Raw genomic sequence first — 22,861 nt, 5'->3', positions numbered from 1 at the left:
TCGGTGCTGCTAGGCAGCCACCAGTTCGTCGATCTGGTTGATGGCGGACGAGGCGCCCTCGACCGCCCCCATGTCCAGTACCTGCTGGAGCGCCTCGGCGCTCTGGTAGGTACTGACATAGGTTGCGCGCGTGCCGCCTTCGTGCTCGGCGAAGGTGAAGACGTTGTCGGAGACGGGCAGTTCCGGTTTCGGGGTGAAGTCCGGCTCTGCGAAACCGTCGAGGAACGAGAAACTCGCCGGTTCGTCGACGGCCGTGATGTCCCAGTAGCCGGCGTACTTCTCGCCATCGGGACCGGTCATGAAGTAGGTGGTACGGGTGCCGGGCTTCAGATTGTGGTCGACCACCGTCGCGGGGAAGGTCGGGGGTCCCGAGACCTTCCCCAGCTGACGGGGATCGGCGTAGACCTGCCAGATGCGGGCCACCGGGGCGGCGAACTCGGCTGTGATGGTCAGAGTCAGCTTGTCGGGGTCGTGCCGGACGTCGGTTACAGGCATTTCTCAGCCTTCCTCGAAGGATTCGGATGCGATGAGTTCGTCGATGCGCGCGATGCGTCCGCGCCAGACCTGCTCCAGCTCGGTGAGCATGGACGCCACCGACCGCACTGCCGTCACGTCACCACTGGCCAACTGTTCGCGACCGCTGCGTCGCTTCACGAGCAGGCCGGCCTTCTCCAGCACGGCGACGTGTTTCTGCACTGCAGCGAAGGACATGTCGTAGTTCGCTGCGAGAGCGGACACCGAGTGTTCCCCGGCCAGGACGCGTCGCATGATGTCGCGCCGGGTCCGGTCGGAGAGCGCGTGGAACAGGGCGTCGGCCCGGTCCTCGTCGTCTCCGCTCACATCTCCAAATGTACAACCGAATGGTTGTATGTCAAGACTTCGGAGCGATGACGAGCCGGTCGCCGTAGGCTGCGCGATGCTCCTCGTCGAGACCGTCGTCGGTGACGATGGAGGTGATCTCGTCGAGAGTCGCCACGCGGGCGAGTGCGCGCTCTCCGAACTTCGAATGATCCGTCACGACGATCGTCCTCTCGGCCGACCGGATCATCGCCCGCTTGATCGGGATCTCCAGCGTGTTGGTGTTGGTGATGCCGGCGGTGGGGTGCACGGCGTCGGCACCGAGGAACGCCCAGTCGGCGGAGTAGTCCGAGAGGAACTGCACGGCATGGTCGCCGACCAGGGTGTACACCGAACCGAGGAGCTCGCCTCCGGACACGAGAAGCCGGACGTCGGGAAATGCCGCAACATACTTCGCGATACGCAGGTCGTTCGTGAGGATCGTCAGCGACGCCTTGTGGCGCAGTGCCACGGCCACCTCGTAGGTCGTGGATCCGCTGTCGAGCACCACGCTGTCGCCGTCGGACACCATGGCGGCCGCTACCGCCGCGATCGCCGTCTTCTCCTCGCGGCGCACGTCCTTCTTGAGGGCGTACGGCACCTCGTGACCCGCGCCCTCGACCGCTCGGGCGCCCCCGTGTGTGCGCTCGACCTTCCCTTCGCGGGCGAGCGAATCGAGATCGCGACGGATCGTGGACGCATCGACGCCGAGATCGGCCGAGAGGGTCTTCGCATCGACATATCCGTCGGCGAGGATTCGGTGGAAGATCTCACGTCGCCGTGCGGTCGCGGACACGGTTGCTCCTAGGGCTCTGGGCACTCGAATTTCTGGGTACTCGGACGCCGTGGTCGGGGTCGGTGCACGACCATAACGCACGGGCGACACACCTTTGCGTGGATATTGACACTGTCTGCGCTCAGTGTGCATGATTTCGTGCAGGATTTGCGCGATTGTGCGTGATCGTTTCGCTGGCACCACGTTGTTCGGAGGTTGCACGGTAATGCTGAAGTTGGGATACAAGGCGTCGGCGGAGCAGTTCGGCCCGCGCGAGCTGGTCGAGCTGGGGGTGCTCGCCGAGGCGCACGGGATGGATTCGGCGACGGTGTCGGATCATTTCCAGCCGTGGCGGCACAACGGTGGGCACGCCCCGTTCTCGTTGGCGTGGATGACCGCCGTCGGCGAGCGCACCGAACGCCTGCAGCTCGGCACGAGTGTGCTCACGCCGACGTTCCGGTACAACCCGGCGGTGATCGCGCAGGCCTTCGCGACGATGGGGTGTCTGTATCCGGGGCGGATCTTCCTCGGTGTCGGCACCGGTGAGGCGCTCAACGAGATCGCCACCGGTTATGCGGGCCAGTGGCCGGAGTTCAAGGAACGCTTCGCCCGTCTTCGGGAGTCGGTGCGGTTGATGCGCGAGTTGTGGCGTGGGGACCGGGTGGATTTCGAGGGCGAGTACTACACGACGAAGGGGGCGTCGATCTACGACGTGCCCGAGGACGGTATTCCGGTCTATGTCGCCGCCGGTGGCCCGGTCGTGGCCCGCTATGCCGGACGCGCCGGGGACGGGTTCATCTGCACCTCGGGTAAGGGCATGGAGCTCTACACCGACAAACTCCTGCCGGCCGTGGCGGAGGGTGCCGGGAAGGCGGAGCGGGATGTGGCGCAGATCGACAAGATGATCGAGATCAAGATCTCGTACGACACCGATCCGGGCAAGGCGTTGGAGAACACCCGGTTCTGGGCACCGTTGTCGTTGACGCCGGAGCAGAAGCATTCCATCGACGATCCGATGGAGATGGAGGCGGCGGCCGATGCGTTGCCGATCGAGCAGGTCGCCAAGCGGTGGATCGTGGCGTCGGATCCGGACGAGGCGGTCGAGCAGGTCAAGGCGTATGTCGATGCGGGGTTGAATCATCTGGTGTTCCACGCGCCGGGTCATGATCAGAAGCGGTTCCTGGAACTGTTCGAACGCGACCTCGCCCCCCGCCTGCGCGCACTGGCGTGACGAAAGGCGTTGGCAGAAACATGGATACGGAAACACAGGATGTGACGACCACGGAGGCCTGGCGAGCCCTCGATGCCCACCGGGACGAGATCGCCGCGGTGTCCCTGCGGGAGTTGTTTGCGATCGAGCCGCAGCGGGCGCAGGCGTTGACCGCGCACGCCGGGGATCTGGTGGTCGACTTCAGCAAACAACGCCTCACCGGTCGCACTCTCGAATTGCTCCTCCAGCTGGCGGAGCAGACGGGTGTGGCCGCGGCCCGGGAGGCGATGCTCTCCGGTGCGCACATCAACGTCACCGAGGACCGCGCGGTGCTGCACACCGCCCTGCGCCTGCCGCGCGACGCGGCGCTGGTGGTCGACGGGGTCGATGTCGTCGCCGACGTTCATGCCGTGCTCGACCGGATGGGCGAATTCACCGACCGCCTCCGCAGCGGCGACTGGCGCGGCGCCACCGGGCAGCCGATCGCCACGGTGGTCAACATCGGCATCGGTGGTTCCGATCTGGGTCCGGCCATGGTCACCCGCGCACTACGGCGCTTCCACGACGGGCCGGCGGCGCGGTTCGTCTCCAACGTCGACCCGGCGGATCTGACCGCGGCACTGGCCGATCTGGACCCGGCCACCACCTTGTTCATCGTCGCGTCGAAGACGTTTTCCACCCTCGAAACCCTCTCCAACGCCACCGCCGCCCGCCGCTGGCTCGTCGACGCCCTCGGCGAAGACGCGGTCGCGAAACATTTCGTCGCCGTCTCGACCCATACGGAGCGGGTGGTCGAGTTCGGCATCGACCCGGCGAACATGTTCGAGTTCTGGGACTGGGTCGGTGGGCGCTATTCGGTCGGTTCGGCGATCGGGCTGGCGGTGATGTGCGCCATCGGCCGCGAGCGGTTCGGCGAGTTCCTCGCCGGCATGCACGCCATCGACACCCACTTCGCCACCGCGCAGCCGGCGCAGAACGCGCCGCTGCTGGCGGGGTTGATCGGGGTGTGGAACGCGAGCGTCCTCGGCCACCGCTCCCGGGCGGTGGTGCCGTATGCGCAGGATCTGGCGCGGTTGCCGGCCTATCTGCAGCAGCTGACCATGGAATCGAACGGCAAGTCCGTGCGCGCCGACGGCACCGCCGTCTCGTGTCCGACCGGGGAGGTGTTCTGGGGCGAACCCGGTACCAACGGTCAGCATGCCTTCTTCCAGTTGCTGCACCAGGGCACCGAGATCGTCCCCGTCGACTTCCTCGGCCTCGCCCGCTCCGGCGATGATCTACCGGCCCGCGACGGCACCACCAGCATGCAGGTGCTGTTGCTGGCGAACATGTTCGCCCAAGCCAAGGTGTTGGCCTTCGGCCGTGATGCCGACGAGGTGCGTGCCGAAGGCGTCGACGAGGCACTGGTGGCGCACAAGGTCATGCCCGGGGATCGGCCGTCGACGACGATCCTCGCCCCGGAACTGACCCCCTCGGTGGTCGGGCAGATCATCGCCTTCTACGAACACCAGACCTTCGTCCAAGGAGTGATCTGGGGGATCGATTCGTTCGACCAGTGGGGTGTCGAGCTCGGCAAGACCCAGGCCACCGCCCTGCAGACGGTGCTCGCCGGTGAGGGCACCCCCGATACCGGGGACGCGTCGACCGATCACCTGATCGAGATCTACCGCAACCTGCGCGTCGGAGGGAGGTAGGACATGCCCGCGCTGAAGTTGCTCTATCTGCCGCCTCCCGTTGCCGAGGAATGGGATTGGCAGATGGATGCGGCTTGTCGCGACGCGGACGGCTCGTTGTTCTTCCACCCGGACAACGAGCGGGGCGACGCGAGGGAGAACCGCATGGCCTCGGCCAAGAAGGTCTGCGCTCGTTGTCCGGTGCGGGAGAAGTGCCTTCAGTACGCCCTCGATTCCGGTGAACGCTACGGAATCTGGGGCGGCCTCACGGAGGACGAACGCACTCGGGTGAGGAGGGCCCACCGGCGCCGCACGAGCCGGTGACATCCGACCGTTCTCACCCGCCGGAGACGACCCGTCCGATGACCCGGGCGGCCTCCCGGAAGGCCGCCGGGTTCGGGCCGGCGAAGTTGAGACGGAGGTACTGGCCGGTGGGCTCCGCCGGAAACCATTCGTCGCCCGCCGCGACGAGCACCCCGGCAGCCTCGCAGTCGCGCGCGACGGCCTGGGCGTCGACGTCGTCCGGGAGTCTGCCCCACAGGTTGAGCCCACCGGGCGGTAATCCGTCGACATTCACATCCGGCGCAAGTTCACGAAGTTCGCTCGCGAGGAGGTTGCGGCGCGATTCGAGCTCGCGCCGAACGGCTCGCAGATGGGTCTGCCATGCCGGCTGGGTGACGACGTCGAGCGCGACCGTCTGGAGAACGCCGCTCACATAGACGGATTCGGCCTGCACGTCGGCGAGGATGCGTTCGCGAGCGGGTCCTCGCGCGACGATCGCCGCGACCCGCACCGACGGCGCGACACTCTTGGTCAGCGAGCGGACGTAGACGACGTGGCCGGAGTCGTCGCGTGCGAAGAGCGGAACGGACTCGGTCGAGATCCCGAAGTCGTGGGCCCAGTCGTCCTCGATGACGAATGCTCCCGCATCGCGCACGACGTCGAGGACCCGATCACCGGTCGACGACGACCATTGCGCCCCGCTGGGATTCGCGAAGTTCGGTTGCGCGTAGAAGGCGCGCGCCCGGGTCCGGTCGAAGGCGCGGGCCAGTTCGTCGGGATCGGGTCCGTTGGGTCCGCTGGAAACCGGGACGAGCTGCACACCCGCCTTCGTGGCCGCGAGGATCGCACCCCAATAGGTCGGTGACTCCACGACGAGGGGATTGCCGGCGCCGACGAGCGCGCGGAAGATCGACCCGAGTCCGCTCTGGCTGCCGGGGGTGATGATCACGTCCCCCGCGGACGGCGGAGCGGTGCGCGCATTCGTCGCTTCCGCCAGTTCCGCGGCGAACCACGCCTGCAGTTCGGGAAGTCCCGCCGCCGGTGTCCGTCCGACGGCGGCATCGCTGCGGGACGCGCGTGAATATGCTCCGCGGACAAGGCGTTCGGGGAGCAATGTGCGATCGGGGTAGCCGGAGTGGAGCGTGATCACGTCGTTCGGCACGGTGCGCAGGGCGGCGGAGGCACGGGGGAGCGGCGGTGCCGTTCCGAGCGCTTCCGTCTGCCAGCTGTGATCGATCGTGTTCGACGTGCGGATCTGCCGCACGAAGGTACCGACTCCGGTGCGGCTCTCCACGAGACCTCGGGTCTGGAGTGTCTTCAGTGCCTTCTGCACCGTGACGGGGCTGACGCCGTACTGCGCGACGAGCGACCTCGTCGACGGCAACCGGGCGCCGGGTGCGGCGGTGGCGACCCATCGGGTCAGTTCCGCAACGAGCTGGGAACTGCTACTGTTCGACATGAGAGCAAAGAGTAGCGCTATCGTATCCGACCGGCCAGTGCTATCGCCCGATCCTCGCGGGCTCGCCTGGGGTCTGCTCGGCGTCGCAGGTTTCTCCCTGACCGTGCCGCTCACCCGCATCGCCGTCGAAAGTGGAGCGATGTCACCGCTGTTCGTCGCCGCCGGCCGCGCGGTCGTCGCGGCGGTCCTCGCCGCTCTCGCACTTGCCCTCACGGGACAACGACTCCCGAACGGACATCAATGGCGCAGGATCGCCGTCGTCACGGGTGGAGTAGTGATCGGATTTCCGATGCTCACCTCGTACGCCCTGACCACGGCACCGGCGAACCACAGCGCGATCGTCATCGCGATCCTTCCCGCCGCGACCGCGGTGGTCGCGGTGCTGCGGGCCCACGAACGGCCGCCGATTCCGTTCTGGGTGGCTGCGGGTGCGGGGACGGTCGCCGTCATGGCCCTCGCGGGCCTGCGTGGCGGAGGTGTCGCAGGATTCGGTCGAGCCGATCTGCTGTTGCTCGGTGCGGTGGTCGCCGCGGCGTTCGGCTACGCGGAAGGCGGACTGCTGTCGCGGGAGATCGGTGCGTGGCAGACGATCTCGTGGGCGCTGGTGCTGGGGTCGCCACTGATGGTGACGCTCACCCTCGTCTCGTTCGCCGACGGACTGCCGCAGGGCGGGGTGACGCACTGGGCGTCGTTCGCGTATCTCGGTATCGTCAGCATGTTCCTCGGGTTCTTCGCGTGGTACCGAGGCCTGGCGATCGGGCCGATGGCGCGGGTCGGGCAGGTGCAACTGACCCAGCCGATCATGACGGTCGGCTGGGCCGCCTGGCTGCTGGGAGAACCGTTGACCTGGGCGGTGGTGGCGGGCGGTGCCGTCGTCGTGCTGTGTGCCGGCACCGCCGTCCGCGTCCGTCGGAACTGAACGTCAGTCCTTGTCGAGGAAGAAGTCCCAGCGCGGGTTGTCGCCGCCGCCGTACCGCGACAGGTCCGTTACCCCGGCCTCGGCCAGGACGTCGGCGTCGACGAAGCACTGCCCAGTGGTCTCCTTCGCCGGTCGCGAGAGGATCTCGACGGCGGCGTCGGCCATGATCTCCGGGCTACGGGAGGCGGCGATCAGCGCTTCACCGTCGGGGGTGTTGGCCACGGCGGAGGTTGCGATGTAGGTCTCGGGCCACAGGCAGTTCGCCGCGACGCCGGCGTCGGCGTATTCGGCCGCGAATCCCAGGGTGAGCAGCGACATTCCGTACTTCGACAGTGTGTACGAGGGGTGCACGCCGAGCCAGTGCGGGTTCATGTTGACCGGCGGGGCGATGGTGAGGATGTGCGGATTGGACGACTCCCGCAGGTGCGGTAGCGCCGCCTTGGAGAGCAGGAACGTTCCGCGGCAGTTGATCTCCTGCATCAGGTCGTACTTCTTCACCGAGAGGGATTCGGTGGGTTCGGTGGCGATGGCGCTGGCGTTGTTGACGCAGATGTCCACGCCGCCGAACCGCTCGACCGCCGTGTCGACGGCCCGCTGGACGTCGTCCTCCTTCCGGACGTCGCCCACCACCGCGACGGCCTTGCCGCCGGCGGCCTCGATGTCGGCGACGGCGGTGTGCACCGTCCCCTTCAGTTTCGGGTGGGGTTCGGCGGTCTTCGCCAGGAGCACCACGTTCGCGCCCCGACGGGCGGCGGCGACCGCGATGGCCAGTCCGATACCGCGGCTCGCGCCGGAGATGACCATGGTGCGGTCGCTGAGGGCATTCTGACTCGACATCGTTCTCCCTGGTCGCCTTCGATTGTCCAGCTCTGTTCTCCGCAATGATATTGGCATTCTCTTTTTCTGCAAGTAATGTATCCGGCGTGAACGACTTCGCAGAAACCTCGTCGGGTATACCGCTCGAGCCTGTCTACGGGCCGGGCGACCGCGCTGCCGAACCGCCGGCGCCGGGAAGCTTCCCCTTCACGCGCGGGAACTTCCCCAACGGTTATCGGGGCCGGTTGTGGACGTTTCGTCAGTACTCCGGGTTCGGTACTGCGGAGGAGTCCAACCGCCGCTACCGCTACCTGCTCGAGCAGGGCGGAACCGGACTGTCGGTCGCGCTGGACCTGCCGACCCAGTGCGGCTACGACTCCGACGACCCCGAGGTCGGTGAGGAGGTGGGCCGCGTCGGCGTCGCCGTCGACACCCTCGCCGATGCGGAAGTGCTGTTCGACGGCATCCCACTCGACAAGATCAGCACGAGCTTCACCATCAACGGCACCGCCGCGATCCTGCTCGCCTTCTACGTCGCCGCCGCGGAGAAGAAGGGGGTGCCGCGCGAAAAGCTCACCGGCACCATCCAGAACGACATCCTCAAGGAGTACGCCTCCCGCGGCACGTGGATCTGGCCACCCGAACCGTCGCTCCGTCTCATCGCCGACACCATCGAGTTCTGCGCCGCGGAAGTGCCGCGCTTCAACGCGATCTCGGTGGCCGGCGCCCACTTCCGCGATGCCGGCGCGAACGCTGTGCAGGAGATGGCATTCACCCTCGCCGACGGTGTTACCTACTGCGACACGGTGGTCGAGCGCGGACGGATGACCATCGACCAGTTCGCCCCGCAGATCTCGTTCTTCTTCTACACCCACGGCGACTTCTTCGAGGAGATCGCCAAATACCGTGCCGGCCGCCGCCGTTGGGCGACGATCGTGCGCGAGCGCTACGGCGCCACCACCGACAAGGCGTCGATGTTCCGATTCGGATGTGTCGCCGGCGGAGCGTCGCTGTATGCGCCGCAGGCGCAGAACAACCTCGTGCGCGTCGCCTACGAGGCCATGGCCTCGGTGCTCGGTGGCGTGCAGTCGATGTTCACCGCGGCCTGGGACGAACCGTTCGCCCTGCCCAGTGAGGAATCGGCGACCCTCGCGCTCCGTACGCAGCAGATTCTCGCCTACGAGACCGGCGTGACCCGCGTCGCCGACCCCCTCGGGGGCTCGTACTTCGTCGAAGCGCTCACCGACGCGACCGAGGAGCGCATCGTCGAGATCATGGCCGATCTCGAGAAGCACGGCGGCATGGTCCGCGCGATCGAGGACGGCTACCTGCAGGGCCTCATCGCCGACGAGGCCTACAAGATCCACCAGGAGATCGAGAACGGCGACCGCCCGGTGATCGGTGTGAACAAGTTCGCCTCCGACGAGCCGCAACCCGAGATCTCCACCTACGAACTCGACGCCGAAGGCCGCGAGATGCAGCTGAAGCGACTCGCGAAGGTCAAGGCCGAACGCGACCCCGACGCGGTGCGCACCACACTCGCGGCCCTGTCCCGCGCAGCGGAAGGAACCGACAACCTCATGCACGCCCTGATCGATTGCGCCAACGCGTATTGCACGGTGGGAGAGATGGTCTCCGCACTGAAGAACGTGTGGGGCGAGTTCCAGCAGCCGGTGGTGTTCTGATGACCGCCCGCATCCTCGTCGCCAAGCCCGGACTCGACGGACACGACCGCGGAGCGAAGATCGTCGCGCGTGCACTGCGCGACGCCGGTTTCGAGGTCGTCTACACCGGCATTCGCCAGAAGGTCGAGGACATCGTCTCGATCGCCGTGCAGGAGGACGTCGCGGTGGTCGGACTGAGCATCCTGTCGGGTGCCCACGTCGCCCTCACCACGAAGGTCGTCGAAGGCCTGCGCGCGGCGGACGCCGGTGACATCGACGTCATCGTCGGCGGAACGATCCCGCAGGGCGACGTGCCGAAACTGCTCGATGCCGGCGCCGCGGCGGTGTTCCCCACGAGCACACCGCTGGACGTGCTCGTCACCGAGATCCGCAAGCTCACCGGGACGTCCGAGGCGTCCTGAGCCCGGTACACACCCACATCATCGAGTTCGGGAACCTGGAGGAATCGTGCGTATCGGAGTGATGGTCGGCCCGGAACAGGGCGACACCAACCGCAAGGTCGACCGCATGCTGAAGGACGTCGAGTGGGCCGAGTCGGCCGACCTCGACACCGTGTGGGTGCCGCAGATCCCCACCGACTTCGACGCATTGACGGCCGTCGCCCTGATGGGCACGCGGACGTCGCGTATCGAGATCGGTACGGCCGTCGTGCCTCTGCAGGCGCAGCACCCGGTCCACCTGGTGCGGCAGTCGCTGTCGACGCACGCCGCGCTCGGCGGCCGCCTCGCCCTCGGTGTCGGCCCGTCGCATCACTGGATCGTGCAGGACATGCTCGGCCTGCCCTACGACAAGCCCGCGAAGTACACGCGCGACTATCTCGAGGTGCTCGACGCCGCGCGCGACCTGCCGGGTTCGATCGACGTCGAGAACGACACCTTCAAGGTCCACAATCCCCTCGACATCGCGCCGGTCGCACCGATGCCGGTGCTCGTCGCGGCGCTCGGCCCGGTGATGCTGAAGATCGCCGGCGAACTCGCCGACGGCACCGTGCTCTGGATGGCCGACGAACGCGCCATCGCCGAACACATCGCGCCGCGCATCACCAAGGCCGCGGAGGAAGCGGGTAAGCCGAAACCGCGGATCGTCGCCGGCGTACCGGTCTGCCTGTGCGCACCGTCGGAGGTCGACGTCGCCCGCGAGCGCGCCAATCGCATTCTCGCCGAGGCGGAGATCTCGCCCAACTACCAGCGGCTCCTCGAGCACGGACAGGCGAAGGACATCGGCGACATGGCGATCGTCGGCGACGAGGACGCGATCCTCGCCGGTTTCCGCCGCTACGAGGAGGCCGGCGTCACCGACTTGTCGATGCGGCTGCTGCCCATCGGCAACACCCGCGACGAGCTGGTCGCGTCGAAGTACCGCACCCGCGAGGTCGTCGCCGAACTCGTGAAGGAACTGCGGTGACGGCAGGTCCGCTCGCGGGGATCAGGATCCTCGAGGTCGGCCACATCCTCGCGGGCCCGTACGCGACGATGTTGCTGGCCGATCTCGGGGCCGAGGTGACGAAGATCGAGCCGCCCACCGGGGATCTCTCCCGCCAGGTGAGCGACGCCTACTTCGCGAGTCTCAACCGGGGCAAACGCAGTATCTGCCTCGACCTGACGACCGACGACGGCATGCGCCGCCTCGGCGAGCTTGCTGCCGAATCTCATGCGCTGCTCGTCAATCTCAAGCCGTCGGCCATCCGGAAGTTCGGCCTGACCTACGACGCGCTGCGCAGATGGAACGACAAGATCGTCTGCGTCGCGATCACGGGATACGGGCTCGACGGCGGCGACGACCCGGCCTTCGACTACGTGGTGCAGGCCCAGACCGGTGTCGCGGCGTTGACCGGCGACCCCGACGGCCCGCCCATGCTGCCCGGTTACTCGGCGGCCGACAACTCCACGGGCATGACCGCCGCGCTCGGTCTGCTCGCGCAGATCGTGTCCGGTCGCGGGGGACAGATCGACGTGTCGCTGCGCGACGTCATGCTGTCGCAGCTCAATTACCGCGCCTCGGCATATCTGAACGAGGGCACCGAGCCGCGACGCATGCCGAACGGGGCACACTCGTACTACGTTCCCGCGCAATTGTTCCCGACCGCCGAGGGCACGCTCGCGCTGTTCGTCACGCACGACGGCTTCTGGCGGATCTTCGCGGCCGAGGCCGGGATCGACGGGTTCCCGACCATGGCCGAACGCGCACAGCGACGCGACGAGGTGCTCGCGGTGGTCACCGAGGCGCTCTCGCGCGACACCGCTGCCGGCTGGGAGGCCCGTCTCCGTCCGCTCGGGGTGCCGGCGGCCGCGGTCCGTTCGCTGCCCGACGCCCTCGACGCGACTCCCGAGATGGTCGTCACCGCCGGTGACTTCCGCCTGGTGGGTAGCCCGATCCGGGTGATCGGGTACGAACCGCAGTACGGACCGCCTCCGAAGCTGGGTGAGCACACCGACGCGCCGGTGACCGTGGGACCTGCCTGATCCGACGGCGGGTTCCGTGATTCTGCGTTCCGTGATTCTGCTCCGAAGCGCCGCCTCCTCCGTAGCCTGGACGTACCACAGGCGCGGTGGGGGTGGCGATGAAACGAGCAGTCCTGGCGATGGTGTTGCTCCTGGTCGCGGCCTGTTCCGATGCCGGAGACCAGCAGCAGCCGACGAATGTCCCGGCGGTGGATGCGGAATGCGACGCCGCCGACCATCGATTCGTCGCGTCCGTCAGCGCCGACGGTCGCCATTTCGAGGATCAGTACGGAAATCCCGTCCTCGTCCGCGGCGACTCGCCGTGGTCCGGGATGGCCGACTGGTCGCCCGAACAGGCCGAGCTGTACTTCACCGACCGCGAGAGCAACGGGTTCAACGCGTCGATCATGTCGGCGATCGTCGTGCCGGTGAACGGCGGGCCGAGCTATGAAGGCGCCACCTTCGACGGTATCGAACCGTTCGTCGACGGCGACATCACGCAGTGGAACGAGGCGTACTGGTCGCGCGTCGACGACTATCTCCGGATCGCGTGCCGCCACGGGAACACGGTGTTCCTGTACCCGATGGACGGATGGAATCTCACCCACGTCTTCGCCTCGACCACACCCGAGGAAGCCTTCGAATACGGGCGGGGATTCGCGCAGCGGTACGCGGAGTTCCCGAACATCGTCTGGATGACCGGTGGGGACTACTCGCCGGAGGCGGAGGATCTCGCGGCCGGTGCCGAGTCGGACCTCGTGCTGCGCGCGATGCTCGATGGGATCCGTGATGCCGGCTCCGACGCACCGTTCACGATCCAGCTGGGCTGGGACAAGCTGCTCTCGACGGATCATCCGTTCTGGGAGCCGATCGTGGACTGGAACTTCGTCTACACCTACGCGCCGACCTATCAGGCGGTCCTGCAGGCCTACGAGCGTGCCGACGGAACCCGCGACCCGCGACCCGCACTGTTCTCGGAGGGCAACTACGAAGGCGAGAACAACCAGGAGGACACGGCGCCGACCACCGACGAGACGCTCCGACGTCAGGCGTTGTGGGCACTGACCTCCGGTTCACCCGGCGAGTTCCGGGGTTCCGACGATTGGGAGTTCCCGGACGGGTGGGAATCCCGACTGGACACCTCCGCCGTCGCGCAACTGCGGGCGATACGCGAGCTGTGGCAGTCGTGGCCGTGGTGGGAACTCGTGCCGGATGTCGACGAACCGCTCGTCGCCGCAGGTCGCGGCACCCCGTGGACGAGCGACGAGATGATCGACGTCCTCGACGACGAGTACGTCACTGCCGCCCGGACACCGGACGGTTCACTCGCCGTCGTCTATGTTCCGACGCAGCGCACGATCCGGCTCGATCCTGCTCTGGTACCGGAGTCGGCGACCCTCGAGTGGATCGACCCCGCCGACGCGACCGGGCCTCGGCAGCCGGCGACTCCCGACGAGAACGGCGACATCTCCACACCTGGGCCGAATACGGACGGAGATGAGGATTGGCTTCTCGTGATCACCGACCGACAGGCGTGAGAGTGCGGGACCGGGGGAGCGACACGGCCGGCACCACCGCGAGAAGACCGACGATGCCCGCCACCACGAAGGCGGTCGCGGTCGACGTCGAACCCAGCAGGGCTCCGAACACGACCGACCCGGCGGCCTGGCCGACGGCGAGGGCGATGAACAACGCGACCGTGCCCTCGGCTGCGCGTTCGGCGACCGACCGCACGGCCCACACGATGAGCACCCCGCTCATCGCGATGTAGCTCGCGCCGAACAGGGCGACGGACATGTAGGCGGGGACCGGTGACGTGGGGAACAGGCCCAGCAGAACGGTGGCCACGGACATGGCGGTGGTGGTGAGCGTCCACGCGACCGGCAGGTTCCAGGTCTGCACGATCCGGCCCGCGGTTGCCCCCAGTACCCCGAAGGCGCCCAGCACCATCCACGCGAGAACCGAGTAGGTCTCCCCGCCGGTGCCGTCGCTCATGACGGACCGCCCGAACGTCCAGATCGCCGCGCTCGACGCACCGGCCAGTGCTGCGGCGACGAGGGGACGGATCAGCGGGGACAGTTCGCCGATCCGTACAGGTGTGGTCTGTGAACGATCCCGTCGATCGTCGGAACGTCGGTCGGTGCGGAGGACGGCGAGAGCGACCCCGCCGGTGAGAACCGCGATGACGACCCATCCCACACGCCACTGACCTGCGGTGGCGAACACCAGAGCCCCGGCGGCGACGAGGCCCACCCCCGTTCCCGAATTGACGATCGTCTGCGCGTTCTCCTGCCGCGCGGGTGCGATATTGCGTTCCACGAGGGTCACCAGACCGGGAGTGGCGAAACCGGCCCCGGCTCCGGCGACGACCACGCTCAGCGCGAAGACGACCGTGTGCGTCGAAGCCGCCACCCCCAGCGCACCGATCGCCGCCGTGGCTCCGGCGCAGGCCACGACGAGACGTGGGCGTCCGCTCGTCCTCGACGCGACGATCGCCGCGAGACAGTACGAGAGGAAACTGCCGGCCTGGACGGCGCCGGCAACCGTCGACCCTATCCCGAACGAGTCGGTGAACTCGGGCAGGAAGAGTCCGTAGCCGAACCGCGCCAGCCCGTAGGTGGTCGCGATCAGGGCTGTGCCGGCGATGACGAGTGGATGCATCGCGTCCCCCGAACGGATCGAAGACCAGAACGATCGTTACTCTACGCCGAAACGATCGTTTCATCAGAACGAGCGTTACAGTGTGGTCATGTCCACGGCTCGTCCTGCTGCACGTACCCGTCTGCTCCGGGCCGCCGAGGAGATGCTCTTCGACCGCGGGATCAGGGCGACACCCGTCGACGATCTGCTGCGCCGGGCCGAAGCCTCCGCGGCGTCCCTGTACACGCACTTCGGCAGCAAGGAATCCCTGGTCGCCGAGGCGCTGCGGGTCCGGTTGACGGAATGGCGCGCGGTGTGGGACCGCCACGTGGTCGACGCCGACGACGACATCGGACGTCTGCTGGCGATCTTCGACGCCCTCGCTGCGTACCGCGACGATTCGGAATCACCCGCCCGCTGGTGTGCCTTCCTCGCGACAGCGACGGAGTTCGCCGAACCCACCGACGAGATCGGCGAGATGCTCGCGGCGGACAGCGACCTGCTCGCCGAGCGACTCCTGCACCTTGCGAAACCGGTGGCCGGGCCGAACGCGCAGGACCTCGCCGACGACGTGCTCACCGCCTACAACGGAACCCTCGCGGGCTTCCTGCGCGGCCGGCCGTCGTCACCGATCGAGGTGGGTCGCAGGGTGGCGCATTCGGCCGCCCTGACCTACCAGTGAAAATCCGGTTGTTCCCACCGCGTATGACGCCGTCGAAACAACCGAATCGGCATCAGACGTACTTGACCTTGATGTCCTCGCTGTCGGGCACGCCCTGGCAGGTGAGGATGTATCCGTCGGCGATCTCCTCCTCGGACAATGCGTCGTTGACGCGCATCGTCGCGCTGCCGTGGGTGATCTTGGCGATGCAGGTCGCGCAGTTGCCGGCCTCGCACGAGAACGGCGGCGCCAGGCCCGCGCGACGCGCGCTCTCGAGCAGTGTCTCACCGGCGTGCCGGGGCACGGAGACGCGCTGGTTGCCGAGCCGGATCGAGACGGTGCCCTTCACCTCCCCGCTCGGGGCGGACTCCGCCTCCTGGGCGTCCTCGGCCTTGATGGGTTCGGCTGCGCTGCCGAACCGTTCGCTGTAGATGTTGCCGGGGCCGGGGAGCGCGGCCTCGACCATGTCCATGAACGCTTCCGGACCGCACAGGTAGCTGTCGGCGCCGCCGTCGGATCCGACGAAGGCGCGCACGGCGTCGGGGGTGAGCAGCCCGCTCTCGTCGTCGAAGTGCCGCACCACCTCGAGGCGACCCGCGTACCGGTCGACGAGTTCGTCGGTGAGGCTCGCGAAGATCGCGGACGCGCGGTCGCGGTCGGCGATCAGCAGGCGCACCGGCCGGTCGGTCGTCGCGAGTGCGCTCTTGGCGAGCGACAGGATCGGCGTGATGCCGCTTCCGCCGGCGAAGCCGAGCACCGGACCGGCTGCGTCGCGGAGGATGAACGTGCCTGCGGGTCGGGTGATCTCGACCTCGTCGCCTTCCGCGATGTTGTCGTGCAACCAGTTCGAGACGGCTCCGCCGGTGACCCGCTTGACGGTGGTCATCATCTCGGTGTCGGTCTCGGGCGCGCTCGACATCGAGTACGAGCGATACAGATCGGTGCCGTCGACCTTCACCTTGAAGGTGCAGAACTGCCCTGACTTGTAGGTGAAGGGCCCGTCGAGGGGAGCGAGCACGTAGGTGCGGGCGTCGTCGGTCTCCTTCACGATCCGGGTCACGGTCGCGCGTTGAAACAAAGGTGGTCTCGCCATGGACCGTCTCCTCCTGGTATCAATGTTCTGCAAGAACGAGAGTACTATTCTCATTCAGGAGAGCAAGACCTCTCGACCGGTATTGCTGCGACGCGAGAGAGCACCATGACAGAGCCCACCGTGTTGGCCTTCGAAGACCGCGAGTGCACCCTCGCGGAACTCGATGCGCTCACCTGCGGACTCGCTCGTGTCCTGGCAGATCGCGGCGTGGGTCCCGGCGACCGCGTGGCACTCATGTCGTCCAACCGCCCCGAATTCGTCGTGGCCTACCGGGCCATCGACAGGCTCGGCGCCGTCGTCGTCCTGCTGAGCCCGGCCTGGAAAAGCGGCGAGGTCGAGCACGCCCTCCGGCTCACCGAACCGGCCTTCGCCGTCGGCGACAACCCCGTCCTCGCCGCCGCGATGCCGATGCTCCACCTCGACGACCCGATCGAACCCGATCACGGCGACCTCACCGCAACCCCCGTGGACCCCGACGCCGATGCACTGCTCGTCTTCAGTTCCGGTACGACGGGCCTGCCGAAGGCCGTGCGGCACACCCGCTCCTCGTTCGCCGCGGCCGTGGCGCACTGGCGGCAGGTCCTCGGACTCACCGCCGGCGACCGGCTCCAGATCGTCACCCCTCCCTCGCACATCCTCGGCCTGCTCAACATCGCCACCGTGCTCGACGCCGGCGGATGGATGCGGCTGCACCGGCGATTCGACCTCGACGCGATGCTGAAATCCATCGAGCGCGACCGGATCACCGTCGAGATGGCCGTCGCACCGATCGCCCTCGCGATCGCCTCGCACCCGGATCTCGAATCGTTCGACCTGTCGTCGCTGCGCTACATCATGTGGGGCGCCACACCCGTCACCGCGAGTGTCGCGGAGACCGTCACCCGGCGCACCGGCGTGACCTGGTTGCCGGCCTACGGAGCCAGCGAGGTCCCCGTCATCACCTGCAATCCGGTGGGCGACGCCCGCCTCGACAGCGTCGGCGTACCTGCGCCCGGCCTCGAACTGCGGATCGTCGAACTCGGGACCGGCCGGGAGGTCCCGGCCGGCGAGACCGGAGAGATCCAGGTGCGGTCGGCCTCGGCCATGGCCGGATACCTGCCCGACGACGCGACCGCCGGGGCGTTCTGCGACGGCTGGTACCGCACCGGCGACGTCGGATGGCTCGACGCCGACGGCCGGTTGCGGATCACCGACCGTGCCAAGGACATGATCAAGGTCAACGGATTCCAGGTCGCTCCCGCCGAGGTCGAAGCGGTGCTGCACGGCCACCCCGACATCGCCGACTGCGCCGTCTTCGGAACGAAGAACGGTGCGGCCGGCGAGACGGTCGTCGCGGCGATCGCCACCACCGCGACACTCGATCCCGACGACATCTCCACCTATGTGGCCGAACGACTCGCGTCGTACAAGCGACCGGGACGCGTGATCTTCGTGCCCGACATTCCCCGCCTGCCGTCCGGCAAGGTCTTGCGCCGACAACTCGAGGAGCGCCATGGACGTACGTCTGACCATTGAACAACAGCAGTTGCGCGACGCCGCCGCCAAACTGGCCGACGATCTGGGTGCCCGCTCGGTGTCGGATCTGGACGACGCGGCACGCCGGGCACGGCTGGAGAAGACCGTCGCCTCGACGGGCTGGCGCTCCCTGCGCTCCGACGGCGCGTCGGGAGTCGAAGTCGCCATCGTGGCAGAGGAATTCGGGCGCGGACTCGTCGACGTGCCGTTCTTCGGTCCGGTGCTCGCCGACGACCTGCACCGGCATTTCTCCGACGACCAGCCGACGCGCGCCATCGCCGTCGGTGCCGACGCCTTCGACGCGCACGGCCTCGATCGCGTCCTCGTCCTCCGGGACCGGACGGTGTCGACCGCGGCCGTCGGTGAGCCCGCGCCCGGTGCGGACCTGACCCGTTCGTTCGCGACGTTCGCCGAACCGGACGAGACGCTCGGCGAACTCTCCTCCGAGAACGCCGACCGCGCACATGCTCTCGCGCTCGTCGTCACGTGCGCCGACCTCGTCGGGGTGTCGCGGGGCGCGCAGGCGGTGGCCGTCGACTACGCGAAGATCCGTGAGCAGTACGGAAACACGATCGGGTCGTACCAGGCGGTCGCGCACATGCTGGCCGAGAGCGAAGCCCTCATCGAAGGCTCGATCAGCGTGCTGCGGCACGCGGCGTGGGCCGTCGACGAGCTGACGCCCGAGGACGCGATCCGCGCCGCGCGCATCGCCAAGATCTACACCGCGCGCGCCGCGCGCACCGTCTGCGAGACCGCCGTTCAGGTGCACGGCGGGATCGGCAACACCTGGGAGTGCATCGAGCACGTGTACCTACGGCGGGCCCTGACGTCCACCGAACTGTTCCCCGTGAGCCTGGAGGAGATCGACCTTGGACTTTCGTGACTCGCCGGAAGAAGCCGCATTCCGCGCCCGGCTGCGGACCTGGCTCGCCGATCAGGCCGGAAAGTTCCCCACCTCGGGTGACGAGTACTGGGCTCGGCAGGGCGAATGGCATCAGGCGCTCTACAGCGCAGGGTTCTTCGGTCTGTCGTGGCCGAAGAAGTACGGCGGGCAGGATCTTCCGCCCGTCTACGATGTGATCCTCGACGAGGAACTCGCCGTCGCCGGATGCCCGCCGCGCCCGAGCCTGGGATATCTCGTGGTCGGCCTCGGCCACCATGCCAGTGACGAACTGTGCGAACGGTTCCTGCCCGGCATGATCGACGGCACCGAACGGTGGTGCCAGGGATTCAGCGAACCCGGTGCCGGCTCCGACCTCGCGTCGCTCACCACCACGGCGACCCGCGACGGCGACGACTACGTCATCCACGGCCACAAGGTCTGGACGAGTTACTCCGACGTCGCCGACTGGTGCCTGCTGCTCGCCCGCACCGATCCGGATGCGCCGCGGCACCGCGGTATCTCGGCGTTCATCGTCTCGATGCACCAGGACGGCATCGAGCAGCGACCGTTGAAGATGATCAGCGGTGTCACCAAGGAGTTCGGCCAGGTGCTGTTCGACGGTGCCCGCGTGCCGGCAAGCCGCATGGTCGGGGTTCCCGGGGAGGGCTGGCGGGTCGCGATGACCGTCGTCGGCCACGAGCGCGAACCGTCCACCCTCGGATTCGCCGCCCGCTACGGCAAACTCGTGCGTCAGCTCGCCAAGCGCGTCGACGGTCCGCCTCCGCAGGATCTGGCCTGGGCGGCGGTGCAGTCGGAGATGCTGCGTCTGCACGTGCGGCGGCGACTGTCCGAGCAGCTCGACGGTGTCTCGCACGGCTCCGAGGGGTCGCTCGACAAGCTGCTCATGACGTGGGTGGACCAGTCGGTCGGACACGCGGCCCTGGCAGTCGCGGGCAGCCGCGACGAGGAACTCCTCGGCTCGTACATGTACAGCCGCGCCCAGTCCGTCATGGGCGGCACGTCGCAGATCCAGAAGAACATCATCGCTTCGCGCATCCTCGGATTGGGGGTCTGACATGTACGGCATGCCCGACGAGATCGAGGTCCGCGCCGAGGGGCCGCTGCGGATCGTCACGCTCAACCGGCCGTCGAAGTACAACGCGGTCAACGATCCGCTGCACGCGGGACTCGCCCGGCTGTGGCCGCAGCTGAGCGCCGACCGCGAGGTCCGCGCCGTGGTGCTCACCGGTGCCGGCAAGGCGTTCTCCGCCGGCGGGGATCTCGACTATCTCGCCGAACTGGGGCAGGACGCCGAACTGCGGGCGAAGACCATCGCCGACGGACGCGAGATCGTCCTGGGTATGGCGCGCTGCCGCGTGCCTGTGGTCGCTGCGGTCAACGGCCCGGCGGTGGGACTCGGGTGCAGCCTGGTCGCCCTGAGCGACGTCGTCTACATGGGGGAGGGCACCTATCTCGCCGATCCCCACGTGCAGGTCGGGCTGGTCGCGGCCGACGGTGGTCCGCTGACCTGGCCGCTGCAGATCAGCCTGCTGCACGCGAAGGAGTTCGCCTTCTTCGGGGAGCGGATCCCCGCGGAGCGGGCCCGCGAACTCGGCCTGGCGAACCATGTCGTCGCCGATCCGCTCGCCGAGGCACTCACATGCGCCAAGCGTCTCGTGGAGCAACCGCAGAAGGCTGTGGAGGCCACCAAGCGGCTGCTCAACATCCACCTCGAGCGGGCGGTGCTCGCGAGCCTCGACTACGCGATGAGTGCCGAGGAGATGACCTTCCAGAGCGACGACTTCCGTGCGAACATCGCGAGGATGACCGCAGGAAAATCGTGATCGGAGACGCCGGGTGATCGGAGAGGCCGTGTGATCGGACGGTTGCGTTCGCTGTCGAGCTTCCATCCCGATCTGCGGGCGGTGGCGCTGCTCGCTCCACGTCGTGCGGTGACCCCGCGATCGTTGCCGGTGATGCGCATGCTCACCCGCGCGATCCGGGGCACCGACCCGGACGTGTACGTCTTCGAACCGGGGGTGTCGGTCCGCTGGTTCGGTGCTCCGGACCGCGCAGGCACCGAACCCGGTGCGGCCCTGTTGTGGATCCACGGTGGCGGGTACGTCTTCGGCCGGGCCGCGCAGGACGACGCGTTGTGCCGGCGGTTCGCCGACCGGCTCGGTATCGCCGTGGCCTCGGTCGATTACCGATTGGCACCCGAGCATCCCTATCCGACTCCGCTCGAGGACTGTCTGCGCGCCTACGAGTGGTTGCGGAGCCGGCCGGAGGTCGATCCGGCGCGTATCGCGATCGGAGGTGCGAGCGCCGGGGCGGGTCTGGTTGCGGCACTGGCACTTCTGCTCCGGGACAGGGAACTGCCGGCACCGGCCTTCCAGCTGCTGGCCTATCCGATGCTGGACGACCGCACCGGCGACGGTCCCGCACACACCCGGATGTGGGATGCGTTCAGCAACCGGTTCGGCTGGGCGAGTTACCTGGGTTCGGCCGATCCGGAGGTCGTGGCGCCGGCGCGTCGCACCGATCTGTCGGGCCTGCCCCCGGCCTGGATCGGGGTGGGCACGCACGATCTGTTCCTCGACGAGGACCGCGCGTACGCGGAACGGCTACAGGCGGCGGGTGTCCCGTGTGCTCTGCACATCGTCGACGGAGCCTTCCACGGCTTCGATTCGGTGGCCTCGCGCACGGGGGTCGCGCGCGGATTCTTCGACGAACAGTGCGCCACCCTGGAAAATGCGCTCTCCCTGGAATGCTCGTAGGGTCGCTGCCGGATCCCGGCAGCGGCCCTACGGCTTCCGTGCTCCGTTCACGAACGGGGCTTGACGTACTCCGACTTCACTTCCATGATCCGCATCTTCGGGATGGGGCCGTAGCTGAGCGAGTCCGACATGTTCAGCTGCTTCGCTGCCGCCGCGGCGTGGACGTTGGCCTTGGCCGCCGCGGGATCACCCTCGAGTTCGTAGAGGGTGACCGACGGGCCGCCGTCCGCGTCGGCGGGGGACAGCCGTGTGGCACCGACGAATCCGTCGAGGGCCACCACTTCGGGGATGTGCACCTCGTCGTACCACTTGTTGAACTCTTCCAGCCGCTCGGGATGTGACGGGTACGACTCGACGAGCAAGTAGTGCTTCATGCGTGGTCCTGTCTGTGAGAAGGGTTGGTCTACTGGAGCTTCAGACCCGGACGACCCAGCCGCCGTCGATGTTGAGGGTGTGTCCGGTGACCCAGTCGCTGCCGGACGACACGAGGTACAGCAGACCGGGGATCAGTTCCTCGGGCTCACCGAACGGGAACGGGATGGCATGCTTGACCATCTCCTTGAGCTCGGGCGGCGACGCGATCGAACCGGCCTCGGTGTTGACCATGCCGGGAGCGATCGCGTTCACGCGGATACCGAACGGCGCCAACTCGCGTGACAGCGAGACCGTCATGCTCACGAGACCGAGTTTGGTGATGCCGTAGGCCTGCGCGGCCATGAACGCGCCGCTCGAGGACTGGTTCACGATCTTGCCGTAGCCGCGCTCCTTCATGTACGGCACCACGGCGCGGGTGCACAGGAGCGGGCCGGTCAGGTTGACGGCGAGGGTACGGTTCCACAGCTCGATGTCCATCGTCGTGAGGGACCCTTCGCCGACCACCTCGGCCATCAGGCCGGCATTGTTGACGAGGATGTCGACGGAGCCGAAGTGTTCGGCTGCGGCAGCTGCCATTTCGGTCGTACTGGCCTCGTCGCGGACGTCGACGCCGACGGCCAGCACGCGATGGCCGTCCGTTTCGAGCTCCTTCGCGGCGGCGGTGGCAGCCTCGAGGTTGACGTCTGCGAGCACTACTGCGGCACCCGCCTCGGCGAGACCACGGGAGTAGGCGCGGCCGATCCCACCTCCGGCGCCGGTGACGATGGCGACCTTGCCGTCCAGTTGGGGGCTGTCTGTCATTTCTTTCCTGTCGGTCGAA

At 67.8% G+C, this 22,861-nt stretch carries 24 protein-coding genes; 15 read left to right on the top strand and 9 right to left on the bottom strand.

What is annotated here, in order from left to right; translation table 11 throughout:
* Window positions 1–9: 9 nt before the first annotated feature.
* From C6Y44_RS22285 to C6Y44_RS22275, 3 genes are read right to left on the bottom strand one after another with little or no spacing between them, the layout of a single operon-like run.
* Window positions 10–495 carry an SRPBCC family protein gene (locus C6Y44_RS22285; RefSeq protein WP_159417390.1) on the bottom strand — a complete coding sequence of 162 codons (486 nt, stop codon included), beginning with the start codon at window positions 493–495 and terminating at the stop codon, window positions 10–12.
* A gap of 3 nt (window positions 496–498) precedes the next feature.
* The gene (locus C6Y44_RS22280) at window positions 499–840 is read right to left on the bottom strand and encodes an ArsR/SmtB family transcription factor (protein ID WP_060650177.1); all 342 of its coding nucleotides are present in this window, start codon (window positions 838–840) and stop codon (window positions 499–501) included.
* A gap of 31 nt (window positions 841–871) precedes the next feature.
* Window positions 872–1,633, bottom strand: coding sequence for a DeoR/GlpR family DNA-binding transcription regulator (locus C6Y44_RS22275; protein WP_159417391.1), 762 nt, complete (start codon window positions 1,631–1,633; stop codon window positions 872–874).
* Window positions 1,634–1,838: 205 nt separating this feature from the next.
* On the opposite strand from C6Y44_RS22275, the gene fgd reads away from it, so the two are divergent.
* The 3 genes from fgd to C6Y44_RS22260 are packed head-to-tail and all read left to right on the top strand — an operon-like array spanning window position 1,839 to window position 4,819.
* Window positions 1,839–2,843, top strand: a complete 1,005-nt coding sequence (fgd, locus tag C6Y44_RS22270) for a glucose-6-phosphate dehydrogenase (coenzyme-F420) (RefSeq protein WP_159417392.1) — start codon at window positions 1,839–1,841, stop codon at window positions 2,841–2,843.
* 20 nt (window positions 2,844–2,863) lie between these two features.
* Window positions 2,864–4,516 (top strand): glucose-6-phosphate isomerase, encoded by a 1,653-nt coding sequence (pgi, locus tag C6Y44_RS22265; RefSeq protein WP_120280550.1) that lies wholly within the window; start codon window positions 2,864–2,866, stop codon window positions 4,514–4,516.
* 3 nt (window positions 4,517–4,519) lie between these two features.
* Complete coding sequence (locus tag C6Y44_RS22260; RefSeq protein ID WP_120280549.1) at window positions 4,520–4,819, top strand: WhiB family transcriptional regulator; 300 nt, start codon at window positions 4,520–4,522, stop codon at window positions 4,817–4,819.
* A 13-nt stretch (window positions 4,820–4,832) separates the two neighbouring features.
* Here the strand turns inward: C6Y44_RS22260 and C6Y44_RS22255 are convergent, their stop codons facing one another.
* A complete protein-coding gene (locus C6Y44_RS22255; protein WP_159417393.1) occupies window positions 4,833–6,236 on the bottom strand; it encodes an aminotransferase-like domain-containing protein in 1,404 nt (467 codons plus the stop codon).
* 37 nt (window positions 6,237–6,273) lie between these two features.
* On the opposite strand from C6Y44_RS22255, the gene C6Y44_RS22250 reads away from it, so the two are divergent.
* Window positions 6,274–7,155 (top strand): DMT family transporter, encoded by an 882-nt coding sequence (locus C6Y44_RS22250; RefSeq protein ID WP_159417394.1) that lies wholly within the window; start codon window positions 6,274–6,276, stop codon window positions 7,153–7,155.
* Between the two features lie 3 nt (window positions 7,156–7,158).
* Here the strand turns inward: C6Y44_RS22250 and C6Y44_RS22245 are convergent, their stop codons facing one another.
* The gene (locus C6Y44_RS22245; protein WP_159417395.1) at window positions 7,159–7,992 is read right to left on the bottom strand and encodes an SDR family oxidoreductase; all 834 of its coding nucleotides are present in this window, start codon (window positions 7,990–7,992) and stop codon (window positions 7,159–7,161) included.
* A gap of 86 nt (window positions 7,993–8,078) precedes the next feature.
* On the opposite strand from C6Y44_RS22245, the gene C6Y44_RS22240 reads away from it, so the two are divergent.
* The 5 genes from C6Y44_RS22240 (at window position 8,079) to C6Y44_RS22220 (ending at window position 13,635) form a co-directional block, all read left to right on the top strand.
* Window positions 8,079–9,656, top strand: a complete 1,578-nt coding sequence (locus C6Y44_RS22240) for a methylmalonyl-CoA mutase family protein (protein WP_225623657.1) — start codon at window positions 8,079–8,081, stop codon at window positions 9,654–9,656.
* Window positions 9,656–10,057 carry a cobalamin B12-binding domain-containing protein gene (locus tag C6Y44_RS22235; RefSeq protein ID WP_060650186.1) on the top strand — a complete coding sequence of 134 codons (402 nt, stop codon included), beginning with the start codon at window positions 9,656–9,658 and terminating at the stop codon, window positions 10,055–10,057. The genes C6Y44_RS22240 and C6Y44_RS22235 overlap by 1 nt, the downstream gene beginning before the upstream one ends.
* Before the next feature lie 46 nt (window positions 10,058–10,103).
* Window positions 10,104–11,060 (top strand): LLM class F420-dependent oxidoreductase, encoded by a 957-nt coding sequence (locus C6Y44_RS22230; RefSeq protein WP_159417397.1) that lies wholly within the window; start codon window positions 10,104–10,106, stop codon window positions 11,058–11,060.
* Window positions 11,057–12,118 carry a CaiB/BaiF CoA transferase family protein gene (locus C6Y44_RS22225; protein ID WP_159417398.1) on the top strand — a complete coding sequence of 354 codons (1,062 nt, stop codon included), beginning with the start codon at window positions 11,057–11,059 and terminating at the stop codon, window positions 12,116–12,118. The genes C6Y44_RS22230 and C6Y44_RS22225 overlap by 4 nt, the downstream gene beginning before the upstream one ends.
* 98 nt (window positions 12,119–12,216) lie before the next feature.
* Window positions 12,217–13,635, top strand: coding sequence for an apiosidase-like domain-containing protein (locus C6Y44_RS22220; RefSeq protein ID WP_159417399.1), 1,419 nt, complete (start codon window positions 12,217–12,219; stop codon window positions 13,633–13,635).
* On the opposite strand, the gene C6Y44_RS22215 is transcribed toward C6Y44_RS22220, so the two are convergent.
* Entirely contained in the window at window positions 13,616–14,758 is a 1,143-nt protein-coding gene (locus tag C6Y44_RS22215) for an MFS transporter (protein WP_192378587.1), read from the bottom strand. The genes C6Y44_RS22220 and C6Y44_RS22215 overlap by 20 nt on opposite strands.
* Window positions 14,759–14,846: 88 nt before the next feature.
* Between C6Y44_RS22215 and C6Y44_RS22210 the strand changes: the two genes are divergently transcribed.
* Complete coding sequence (locus tag C6Y44_RS22210; protein WP_225623656.1) at window positions 14,847–15,419, top strand: TetR/AcrR family transcriptional regulator; 573 nt, start codon at window positions 14,847–14,849, stop codon at window positions 15,417–15,419.
* 52 nt (window positions 15,420–15,471) lie between these two features.
* On the opposite strand, the gene C6Y44_RS22205 is transcribed toward C6Y44_RS22210, so the two are convergent.
* Window positions 15,472–16,491 carry a ferredoxin--NADP reductase gene (locus C6Y44_RS22205; protein ID WP_159417402.1) on the bottom strand — a complete coding sequence of 340 codons (1,020 nt, stop codon included), beginning with the start codon at window positions 16,489–16,491 and terminating at the stop codon, window positions 15,472–15,474.
* Between the two features lie 105 nt (window positions 16,492–16,596).
* On the opposite strand from C6Y44_RS22205, the gene C6Y44_RS22200 reads away from it, so the two are divergent.
* From C6Y44_RS22200 to C6Y44_RS22180, 5 genes are read left to right on the top strand one after another with little or no spacing between them, the layout of a single operon-like run.
* Window positions 16,597–18,006 (top strand): class I adenylate-forming enzyme family protein, encoded by a 1,410-nt coding sequence (locus C6Y44_RS22200; protein ID WP_159417403.1) that lies wholly within the window; start codon window positions 16,597–16,599, stop codon window positions 18,004–18,006.
* A complete protein-coding gene (locus C6Y44_RS22195; protein ID WP_159417404.1) occupies window positions 17,984–18,889 on the top strand; it encodes an acyl-CoA dehydrogenase family protein in 906 nt (301 codons plus the stop codon). Before C6Y44_RS22200 ends, C6Y44_RS22195 begins: the two co-directional genes overlap by 23 nt.
* Complete coding sequence (locus tag C6Y44_RS22190; protein ID WP_159417405.1) at window positions 18,876–19,964, top strand: acyl-CoA dehydrogenase family protein; 1,089 nt, start codon at window positions 18,876–18,878, stop codon at window positions 19,962–19,964. Before C6Y44_RS22195 ends, C6Y44_RS22190 begins: the two co-directional genes overlap by 14 nt.
* Before the next feature lies 1 nt (window position 19,965).
* Window positions 19,966–20,733 (top strand): enoyl-CoA hydratase/isomerase family protein, encoded by a 768-nt coding sequence (locus tag C6Y44_RS22185; RefSeq protein ID WP_085470218.1) that lies wholly within the window; start codon window positions 19,966–19,968, stop codon window positions 20,731–20,733.
* A 30-nt stretch (window positions 20,734–20,763) separates the two neighbouring features.
* A complete protein-coding gene (locus tag C6Y44_RS22180; protein ID WP_159417406.1) occupies window positions 20,764–21,666 on the top strand; it encodes an alpha/beta hydrolase in 903 nt (300 codons plus the stop codon).
* 47 nt (window positions 21,667–21,713) lie between these two features.
* Here the strand turns inward: C6Y44_RS22180 and C6Y44_RS22175 are convergent, their stop codons facing one another.
* Together C6Y44_RS22175 and C6Y44_RS22170 are read right to left on the bottom strand one after the other, a co-directional pair.
* Entirely contained in the window at window positions 21,714–22,040 is a 327-nt protein-coding gene (locus C6Y44_RS22175) for a DUF4286 family protein (protein ID WP_059384015.1), read from the bottom strand.
* A 40-nt stretch (window positions 22,041–22,080) separates the two neighbouring features.
* Window positions 22,081–22,842, bottom strand: a complete 762-nt coding sequence (locus C6Y44_RS22170) for an SDR family oxidoreductase (protein ID WP_085470216.1) — start codon at window positions 22,840–22,842, stop codon at window positions 22,081–22,083.
* Between the last annotated feature and the right edge of the window lie 19 nt (window positions 22,843–22,861).

Source organism: Rhodococcus rhodochrous (assembly GCF_014854695.1).
GTDB lineage: Bacteria > Actinomycetota > Actinomycetes > Mycobacteriales > Mycobacteriaceae > Rhodococcus.
This window is presented reverse-complemented; position numbering and strand designations above follow the sequence as displayed.